The sequence below is a fragment of the Pseudoflavonifractor sp. An85 genome (assembly GCF_002161235.1).
Classification (GTDB): Bacteria; Bacillota; Clostridia; order Oscillospirales; family Oscillospiraceae; genus Enterenecus.
Genome location: NZ_NFHE01000050.1, coordinates 1 through 9,572, shown reverse-complemented (window position 1 = coordinate 9,572; position 9,572 = coordinate 1). Strand labels below are relative to the sequence as shown.

The 9,572-nt window shown below is 54.5% G+C and carries 11 protein-coding genes; 3 read left to right on the top strand and 8 right to left on the bottom strand.

Going from position 1 to position 9,572, the window contains the following annotated elements; translation table 11 throughout:
* Positions 1–1,646 (bottom strand): VanW family protein (locus B5G37_RS13720; protein ID WP_087258747.1); only part of this gene is annotated, 1,646 nt, incomplete at its 3' end.
* A 240-nt stretch (positions 1,647–1,886) separates the two neighbouring features.
* On the opposite strand from B5G37_RS13720, the gene B5G37_RS13715 reads away from it, so the two are divergent.
* Together B5G37_RS13715 and B5G37_RS13710 are read left to right on the top strand one after the other, a co-directional pair.
* Positions 1,887–3,062 (top strand): 5-bromo-4-chloroindolyl phosphate hydrolysis family protein, encoded by a 1,176-nt coding sequence (locus B5G37_RS13715; RefSeq protein ID WP_087258745.1) that lies wholly within the window; start codon positions 1,887–1,889, stop codon positions 3,060–3,062.
* A gap of 34 nt (positions 3,063–3,096) precedes the next feature.
* Positions 3,097–4,026 carry an alpha/beta hydrolase gene (locus B5G37_RS13710; protein ID WP_087258743.1) on the top strand — a complete coding sequence of 310 codons (930 nt, stop codon included), beginning with the start codon at positions 3,097–3,099 and terminating at the stop codon, positions 4,024–4,026.
* Between the two features lie 57 nt (positions 4,027–4,083).
* Here B5G37_RS13710 and B5G37_RS13705 read toward each other — a convergent pair whose 3' ends face one another.
* Positions 4,084–4,686, bottom strand: a complete 603-nt coding sequence (locus tag B5G37_RS13705; protein ID WP_143482965.1) for a lysine exporter LysO family protein — start codon at positions 4,684–4,686, stop codon at positions 4,084–4,086.
* On the bottom strand, positions 4,683–4,976 hold the full coding sequence (locus tag B5G37_RS13700) for a hypothetical protein (protein ID WP_087258741.1): 294 nt from the start codon (positions 4,974–4,976) through the stop codon (positions 4,683–4,685). Before B5G37_RS13700 ends, B5G37_RS13705 begins: the two co-directional genes overlap by 4 nt.
* 158 nt (positions 4,977–5,134) lie before the next feature.
* On the opposite strand from B5G37_RS13700, the gene B5G37_RS13695 reads away from it, so the two are divergent.
* A complete protein-coding gene (locus B5G37_RS13695) occupies positions 5,135–5,767 on the top strand; it encodes an HAD family phosphatase (RefSeq protein ID WP_158099438.1) in 633 nt (210 codons plus the stop codon).
* Positions 5,768–5,794: 27 nt separating this feature from the next.
* On the opposite strand, the gene B5G37_RS13690 is transcribed toward B5G37_RS13695, so the two are convergent.
* The 5 genes from B5G37_RS13690 to B5G37_RS13670 form a co-directional block, all read right to left on the bottom strand.
* On the bottom strand, positions 5,795–6,202 hold the full coding sequence (locus tag B5G37_RS13690; protein ID WP_087258737.1) for a DUF3021 family protein: 408 nt from the start codon (positions 6,200–6,202) through the stop codon (positions 5,795–5,797).
* Positions 6,199–6,648, bottom strand: coding sequence for a LytTR family DNA-binding domain-containing protein (locus B5G37_RS13685; protein ID WP_087258735.1), 450 nt, complete (start codon positions 6,646–6,648; stop codon positions 6,199–6,201). The genes B5G37_RS13690 and B5G37_RS13685 overlap by 4 nt, the downstream gene beginning before the upstream one ends.
* A 278-nt stretch (positions 6,649–6,926) precedes the next feature.
* The gene (locus tag B5G37_RS13680) at positions 6,927–8,663 is read right to left on the bottom strand and encodes an RNA-binding domain-containing protein (protein WP_087258733.1); all 1,737 of its coding nucleotides are present in this window, start codon (positions 8,661–8,663) and stop codon (positions 6,927–6,929) included.
* Between the two features lie 42 nt (positions 8,664–8,705).
* Positions 8,706–9,344, bottom strand: a complete 639-nt coding sequence (locus B5G37_RS13675) for an HAD family hydrolase (protein WP_087258731.1) — start codon at positions 9,342–9,344, stop codon at positions 8,706–8,708.
* 13 nt (positions 9,345–9,357) lie between these two features.
* On the bottom strand, positions 9,358–9,572 hold a 215-nt coding region (locus tag B5G37_RS13670), incomplete at its 5' end, for a hypothetical protein (protein ID WP_143482964.1).

Here is a 9,572-nt window from a genome sequence, read left to right as displayed (position 1 = left end):
GGGGTAGGCTTCGGCGTAGGCGCGGGGGTGGGGCTGGGCTTGGAGTCGGTGCCGGAACCCCAGGGGCCGGAGTCGGCGGGGTTGTAGAGAATCACTTTGTCCCGCTTGGAATAGCGGCTGGTGTTCTCAAAGGTGCGGGAGATGAGTTTTCCGTTGGCGTCGTACACGCAGCGGTACACGTCCACCACCTTGCCGGTGTAGGGAGTGGTCTTGACCTTAGTGGTTCCGCGAGGCACCGAGGAGTCGGGCTCATACACGGTCTGATAGGCGGTGGTGGAGCGGGTGTAACGCTCGGTTTTTACGTAAGTACCCTTGGGGTTGGTGCCGTAAATCTGGACGGTGAGCTTGCCGCCGGACACGTAAGCGACGATCTTGATGGGGTAGTCCGTGTCGTTGCGGAACTTAAAGTCCAGGCTGGGATAGTACACGGTGGCGTCCAGGCCGTCGGGCACGTAGCCCACGGTAAAGGCGTGGTTGGCCCGGAGGGTGATGTCCAGGTTGGCGTACACCGCGCAGTAGTAGATGGCGGAGGACACCTGACACACGCCGCCGCCGTCCATGGCCACGGTCTGGCCATTGGAGTAGCCGGTGGAGGGCTTATAGCCGTTGGCCTGGGAGGGGTCACCGATGGTGCCCAGGTAGGAGAAGGTCTCCCCGGGCATGAGGATCTTGCCGTTGCAGAAGGAGGCGGCCCGAGCCACATTGAAGGAGCGGGAAGCCACGCCGTCCAGATAGCTGGTGTTGCTGGAGAGCAGATCCTGGTAGAGCAGAGAGGCGGAGTTGCCCAGGTCGGGCTGGGTCAGAGTGACGGGAATGGAGCAGGTCTCCCCGGGCTTGGTCTCGTCGATGATCTTCTGGGCCTCCTCGGGGTCGATCTCACAGCCGATGACCATGGGGGTGATGTTACCATTGTCATCCTTGCTGGGGGCCTTGGGCTCCTGATACACCAGCTTGCTGAGAATTTCTCCCGTGAGCTCTGCGCTGGGCAGGGGTTCGGTCTCCACGGTCAGAGAGGTCTCGCCAGCGGCCAGAGCCTCGGTGATATCCTCCATCAGCTTGTCCTTGTTCACCTGAGCGCCTTCGGTACCCAGGGTCAGCTGCAAGGCATTGTCCACAAGCTCGTACTTGAAGTCCACCGGGGCCACATACACAGCCTCGGCGATCTGGTCAATGTACTCCAATACCTGCTTCTCTCCCTCGGGGGTGAAGGAAGAGGAGGACAGGGACAGGGAGACGGGATCGGAGCCAATGCCAAACCAGGCCAGACCCAAGGAGAGGAAAGAGCGGTAGGTCTTGGCCTCTATGCCGTACTCCACGGCGGCTTGGGGATCCACATCCAACAGGGTACCGGGGATGGTGAGGGTCTGATCCTCGCCGTAGTTCAGGGTGAGGGACAGCTCACTCAGGTGATCTTGCATGGAGTCAGACATAAATTCCACAGCGGCATCCTGAGTCATGCCGCCCAACTCCAGGGTGACGGTTTGTGCACTGTTTTGCGCCACGGTACCGGGGAGCAGTCGGCCATTGCCGCTGACCCATGCGCACAGCCCGCAATAGGCTCCCACCAACACCAGCACCACGATGCCGGCAATGATTCCGGCCAGGACGGGCGGGGTAAGCTTTTTTAGGGGACTTCTTTGTTCCATATTACTTCCTCCATATGTTAATCCATGTAAGCGTTGCCAACAAATTATTGAAATGGAATGGAATTGCAACGACATCATTGTAACACCAACCAGTGGGACAGACAAGAACAATTCGGTAAAAAAGATTTACAAACTGTCATCATTTTTGGGCCCTATTTACACTGCGTAAAAAGATGTATATAATGTGAGGGAAAGCAACCGGGAGAACCCACAGACCCGGAGAGAAAGGAATCAGGTTTTATGGCAAGATCATATCACTACGATCCGGGAGGCGGTTACCACTATAACCCCAATCCTCAGCGTCCGCCCCGGAGAAATGGAGATTGGCAGGATTGGATTGGCATTGTGGTGCTCTTTCTCATTCCCTTTGGAGTGACCCAGGTCGTAGCTTTGGTGTGGCTGGGGAGCAAAATTCGGACCATCATCAACCAGCGGGGACAAAACTATGCCTTCCAGGCCCGTCAGGCGGCGCAGTTTGTCCGCGACAAGGCAGATGCCACCTTCCAGCAGGCGGGACAAAACTGGGGGCCCACAGGGTCACGGAAAGGTTTGCGCGCAGGCACCTTGAAAATGGTGGCAGGCGGCGTGTTGGCACTGATGTTCGGCCTGGGGTCGGTGGGGGCCCTTGCCATCTTTGTGGAAAGCTTGCTTTACGGCTACTTTTTCAGCGATGAGCTGTTCAACACCGTGCTGTGTCTGGCCGTCTTTGGCGTGGGTGTGGGGATGTTCTTCAGCGGAAAAGAGGAGCGGGGCCGGGAGGAGCGGTATATCAACTATCTGGCCTACATTGGCGCCAACCGCAAGGTGAGTCTGGCCCCCATGGCGGCCGCCATGGATGTCTCGGTGCGCCGTCTGACCCGGGATTTGCGGCGGATGCTGGCTGCCCACATCCTACCCACCGGGTATTTGGACATGAAGGCGGGTATGCTGATGCTCACGGAAATGGGTTACACCCAGCCGGAGCCTGAGCCGGAACCGGAGCCCCAGGAGAAGGAGCACAGCCAGGAGGACGAGATTTTGCGGGAGATCCGCCTCATCAACGACCTGATCCCAGACCCGGTGATCAGCGCCAAAATTGACCGCATTGAGGAGATCACCCATAAGATTCTCCAATATCAAAAGACCCATCCCCAGCGCAGCGACCAACTGCGCACCTTCCTGAGCTACTACCTGCCCACCACCTTGAAGATTCTCCGCTCCTATGCCCGCCTGGACGCCCAGGGAGTGGAGGGGGAGAACATCTCCGCCGCCAAGGAGCGTATCGAGGGCATGATGGACCAGGTGGTGGAGGGGTTTGAAAAGCAGCTGGATAAGCTGTTCAGCTCCGATGCCATGGACATTGCCGCCGATGTACAGGTGCTGGAAAATATGCTGAAAAAGGACGGTCTGGCCGGCGAACAGATGAAGATGGACTAAAGAATCTCAGGGGCACAGAAGGGAGCGGAAGTATATGCAGCAGCCAGAACAGATTTGGTTTAACTCCACCGACTGGGTACATCAATGCGCCGGGTACCTGTGGAGGCCCCAGGGAGAGGTGCGGGGGGTGGTGCAGATCGTCCACGGCATTGCCGAGCACATGGGGCGATACGACCACTTTGCCCGCTACCTGAACCAGCACGGCTATGCGGTGTGCGGCGAGGACCACCTGGGCCACGGGAAGACCGGGGAGGCGGCGGGGCAGTTTGGCTACTTTGCCCGCCACGATGGCTGGGACACGGTGGCAGCTGACGTGTGGGTGTTCCGCTCGTTGATGTCTGAGGAGTTTGACGGCATACCCTACTTCCTGTTGGGCCACTCCATGGGCTCCTTTCTCACCCGCACCTACCTGTGCCGTTGTCCCGGAACGGTCAACGGGGCCATCCTCTCGGGCACCGGGCAGGAACACCCTCTGCTGGTGGCGGGAGGAAAGCTGTTGGCATCCCTCATTGGACATCTGCGGGGATTTGATACGGTGAGTGGCCTGGTCAACGACCTGGCCCTGGGGGCGTACAACAAGCAGTTCAAGCCCAACCGCACCACGGCGGACTGGATCAGCCGGGATGAGCAGGTGGTGGACACCTACTTGCGCGACCCCTTCTGTACCTTTACCCCCACCGTAGGGCTGTATCGGGATATGCTGGGGGGCTTGCAGTACATTTCCAGTGAAAAAGCCCTGTCCCAGATGGACCCCAATACCCCCATTTACATCTTTTCCGGGGATCAGGATCCGGTGGGCAGCAATGGGGCAGGAGTACGAAAGGTATACGGTTACTTCAAAGACCATGGCACTCGGGATTTGACCCTGAAGCTGTACCCGGAAGCTCGCCACGAGACCCTCAACGAGACAAACCGCATGGAGGTTTACGCCGACGTGCTGGCGTGGCTGGAAAAACATACTTGAGTGAACAAAATCCCGTGTTTCACAGTTTTTTTCTGCGAAACACGGGGTTTATCATGTTTACGACACTTGGAAGCAAAGGGAAATGAGAATGGGGACGAAGAAGGAACAGATGATGCCGTTGAGCACCGACAGCACTACCGTCTCCTCATTGGTATATTTCAGCATCACCGGCAGGGTGGTGTCCTCGCTGGTGGCCCCGGCGGGGGCAATACAGGTGTAGAAGTTGAGCTTAATGGCCACGATGGGGATGATGATGAAGGAGAAAATCTCCCGCATCAGGTTGCTGAGAAAAGCGATGCTGCCCAGCTCGGAGCCGCCAATCTGGCTGATGGTGGCGCCCGCCAGACTATACCAGCCCATGCCGCTGGCAATGGCTGCCCCCTGGCCCAGAGGAATGTGGAACATGGCGGCGCACACCAGGCCTCCGACCAGAGAACCCAGAATAATGCCAATGGGGATGATGAAAATTTTAATGTGATACTCTCGAATTTTGCGGAAGAGGCCTCGGTGGAGCCCCACACTGATGCCCACGGTGAACATCAGAAGGTAGAGCACCAAATCTGTGTGTTGGCTGAAAAAGGTCAGCAGGGGCAGTTCCAGCCCGGACAGGCCATAGGCCAGGCCCAAAATCAGAGAGAGAATGGTGAGTAGGACAATCATGCGTTTTCCTCCTTGTCCTTACCGTCGTGCTTTTTCATAAACCGTTTGGTGAGGATATAAACCGCCACGATGGACAGCACAGTGGGGATGAGGAAAAAGAGAAAACTTTGGGTACCCAGGGTAAGCAGCTGGTGGAGAAAGCCCTCTTTCCGGCCTAACATGGCCCCCATGGAGAAAATCAGCACCAGGGTACACAGCAGGGAGGCCACTTCATTCCACTTCTTGGCCTTCTGGGGGAAGAAAAATCGCCCGACTAGAATGCCCAAGCACATAACCAATAAGATATCCATACCAACTTCGTTCCCCTCTCCCAATCTGCCCCCATGGACGAGAGAGGGGCAGTGTGGTATAATCGAGCAACACAATGCGCTGCTGTGAAGATGTTGCGAACCCGATTATCATAGCAGAAAACCCCGAAAAACGCAAGACAGAGAGGATTTTAAGACCCATGATCATTTTCGATTTGGATGGAACCTTGCTCAACTCCAACGACCTGTGGGTGGACGTGGATCTGGAGTTTCTGGCCCGCCACCACTGCCAGGTGACGAAGGAATATGAGGAAGTGGTGACAAAGGCCACTTTTCCCACCGCAGCTGTATACACCCGGGATTACTACCAGCTGAATCTTACGCCGGAGGAGATCATGGATGAGTGGGAGCAGTTGGCGGCTCACCACTACCGTGATCTGGTAGAGCTGAAGGCAGGAGCCCGGGCCCTGTTGGAGCAGTACCGGGGCCGGGGGGAAGAGATGGCCCTGTTTACGGCTTGTCGCCCGAAACTATGCCAGTTGGCTTTGCATCGCCACAACCTGGAGGGATATTTCTCCCATGTGGTGTACGCCGAGGAACTGGGGCTGGAAAAGCACGACCCTCGGTGTTTTGAGGCCCTGAGCCACACCCTGGGGGTGGAGCCGGAAGGGTGCACGCTGTTGGACGACTCCCCCTTCAACTGCGCCACCGCTCAGAAGGCGGGCATGCACGCCATCGGGGTGTATGACCCCTGTTACGCCTCCCGATGGGAGAACATGAAGGACAGCTGCCACCGGTTTGTACACTCCTTGGAGGAACTGGTGGAGGGGTGAGACCTCCATACAAGGGAAGCGTTCAGCTTATGCCTGTTGCTGCCGCTCTTGGAGAAGTTGGTTGAGTTCCTGAGCCAAAAGCTGTTGACGGCGGCGGAAGTACCAGATGAGAAGGAGGTACACCGCCAGGAAAATGAGGGAGTACGCCACGATGCTTTCAACGCTGACAGTTGCCCAGTGAAAAGCCAGGGCTGCGGGCAGGGAGACGACATAGAGAATGATGCCTTCCACCAGGCAGTAGTGCAGCCAGCGTTGAAAGTCTAGATGGGACAGCAGCCAGTCAATGCCCTGACAGACCACGATCCACCCCAGCAGCTGGAACGGGAAGGGGGAGACAGGCCAGCCGGTCAGCAGGTTTGTCACCAGACTGCCCAGAATAATCCCGGTAAAGCAGATGCAGATGGAGGGAATCCGGGCGAAGAGAAATTGTTTCATGATACACTGCCTCCTTTCAACTTGCGGCGCAGGGCGTCGATGTAGCTGCGGGTGATGATAAGCTGTTCTCCATTTTTCAGTACCGCTTTGAGCCTGTGGTTGAAGTGTGGCTCCACATGCTGCAAAAAAGCCGTGTTGACGATGCAGCTTTTGCTGATACGAACAAAGGTGGTTTGACACAGCTTCCCCTCCAAAGCGGCCAGGGTCTCCCGGCACTGGTACACCTGATCCTTTTGGTAGAGAAATGTCCTTCCGTCGGTGGAATCCATATAATAGATGCTCTCCAGGGGCAGGTGAAACTCTCGTTGCTCCTGATAGCCCACCAGCACAAAGCTGTATTGCCGAATGTGGGAGATGAGGGACTCCAGCCGGGCATCCAGAACGGGGCAGCGGAGGATGACCTCGGTCTCCGGGATGGAGACGTCTTGCTGTATGGTGAGTTTCATGGAACGCTCCTTTCTCCAGTGGTGTGTGATCCCATGATAAAGGGCATCGGGGCGGTTGGCAACCCATGGAGCGGTCAAATGCCCAGGGGAGGGATGAGATGCCCTGTTGAAACAATAAATCTAAAATTCCTATCACATTAGAAACAGCCCTATTCCACCGTACAATGAGAGGGGGGATAGGGCTGTTTTGATCATCATATGAAAATACATCAACTGATAGATTAACTGGAATGGGATAGGTTAATTCATTGGTTAACTGATTCAGTTGAACAATGAAATTAGGCTTTCACATAGTAAATATGCCGACCATTGCGCTTCTGTTTTACCAATTCTTTTTTTATTAATCGGTTTAAGGCAATGGATGCACCAGCTTTTGTGGTGATTCTGGTGATAGAAATCACCTGCTGAGTTGTGATAAAACCATTTTCGCAGATGTATTCATAGATTAATTGATCTGTGTCGATGAGTTTGGGCTGAGACGGCGCCATATCGCATAGCTTGATCTGCTCAGGTTGTGTTTTATAATCTTCGTTCAAGTGGTAAGTGGTCCATCGGCCATTGGGGGATACAAGAAGCATTCTCTGTTGAACCAGTTCATATAAGTGCTTGCCAACATCTGTGCTGTGCATGTTCAGCAATATTTGAATTCGTGCATTCGTAATTTCGCGTTCCAGATAGGTGGTACAAAGAATGATTTGGTCATCGGGAGGCAAACGGTCATACTGTTTTCCCATTAGCCGATGCAAATACTCGGTGCATTCTTGGGGCATGAGGGAAAGTGTCCACAATTTCAGTTCTACCACATGAAGTTCGGTATTCTCGCTTAAATCTGGTTTACGCCAGTTTTCCTCGTTCCAGGCATTGAGAATGGTGGGGAAGCCAGAGCCGATGTTATCGCCCATACCAATCATTCGAAGCATGGTTTGAATATGGGGATTTCGAGCCCTGGAATTTCCACCTTCATAAATGGATGAAACAGAAAGCTTGAGATTTCCGGGATTGGAGAAGAGAAAACCATCGTCTCGTTTTACAATTTTCAGTACGCCGGTAATGTGATAATCTGCATGAATGACAAGGTTAATAACAGCCTCTCGAATCGCTTTGTGGACGGGAGTGTCATCAACGCGGCTCATTCCGCTGAGATGAAAGGGTCTGCGAATATCCTTGACCAATTTAGGCATGGCCCTTTTAATAAAGTTGTAGAGGTTGTTTTCCCACATGCCGTCATAGGTCAGACGATCGTTCCATCTAATTCCGGGGGTTAAATTGCTTTCATCCAAATAGTCCATGCGGATATTTTCGAATCTTTCTCTCACGGCAAGACCTGATCCAAACATCAACAAACCGGCGGTTGTAAGACCTTCTTTGCCTGTTATACGGTCAACCGTGTAGCCGCCCAGATTACGTAAAAATGATTTGTTGTCAATACCGTTCCAAACATGATCGGGGTTGTGCAATTCATATTCAATTCGGTAGGCTTTCAATGTTTCAGGGTCTATGTCGTCCATGGTATACCCATCCAATAGGCCACCATCGTTTCCGGTATCACTGGCATCACGGAGCATAGATTTAACTTCTTCCTCTGTACAGTGATAGTCTCCCTCGTGGTTTCTTTTGAAACTTCCTTTTAATGGATTTCCATTGATATACACAGGGCGCTGGTGATAGGAGGCTTGAGGAACATCAATGCGAATGATATTTTGCCCCTCGTACTGCACTATGGAGACATCAGTGGAGACAAGCACGTTTGAACTAACCTTTTCGCTATTTACTGTATTCCAAAAATCTTTTAGAAGCTGGTCTGGATTTTTGATTGTGCCAATACAAAATCGTTGAGATATATCCTTAGCTTTTGGATTCTCTTCTATTCCCAATAATATGGTGCCTCCCACTGTATTTGCAAAGGCAGAATATGTCTCCCAAAGTGACTTAGGTAAGCTCCCTTCTGCTTTCTTGCACTCAAGGGTGATGTGTTCTCCATATTTTAGGAGATCTGCAATGGATTCCTTTTCCATTGTTTACTGTTCGCCTCCTCCTGGTATCACGTGGGAAAAGAGTTAGGTATTACACAATAGATACGCTCCGCAGTCGGCAACCCGGGCGAATACCTTGCCTGGGTTGCGCTGCTCCAGGGTCTCGGTGACCCCGTCCTGCCAGGCAGCCGACAGGCAGGTGACTCCCGCTTGGTGGCAGGCGTCCACGTCGGTGGGCGTGTCCCCGATGTAGCAAAACTCCTCCGGGGCCAGCTGGTACTTGTCCAGCAGATAGCGCAGATGGTCTACCTTGTTGGGGGCCACATCGGACCCGCACAGCACCTCGTGAAAGAGATGGGAAATGCCCCACTCCTCCAGGGAGATGGTGCAGGTGGGGGTGCCCTTGCCGGTGACCAACACCAGGGGAATGCCCCGATCCTTCAAAGTGAGCAGCAGGTCCCGGATGCCGGGGAAGAGGTCGGGCACCAGTTGGGGGTGGAGCCGCCGATACTCCCGGCAGTAGTCGGCCACGCCAGCCTCCCACTGGTCTCCTGCCAAAATCTTGGAGATACCCACCTCGTCCAGGCCGAAGGTGGCGGTAATTTCTTCTTCGCTCAACGTATGTCCGGCGTAAGGGGACAGTGCCAGACCAAAGGCCTGGATGCACAGGGGCAGGGTGTCGGCAAGGGTGCCGTCCAGGTCAAAACCAATCATGCGAAACATGGGAAAACCCTCCTTAGGCTTTGGTCAAATGTTGGCTGGCGGATTTCAGCATCAGCCGCTTGGTGCCCACGGTGTCGAAGGCAATCTCCACCAGGGCATCGCCCCCCATCTTTTGCACGGACAGCACCATACCGTGTCCAAAGGCCTTGTGCTGCACGCTGTCCCCCTTTTGCAGGTTGAGACCGGGGGCGGAGGACTGGGTGGGCAGAGGTCTGCCCGGGGTGGGGA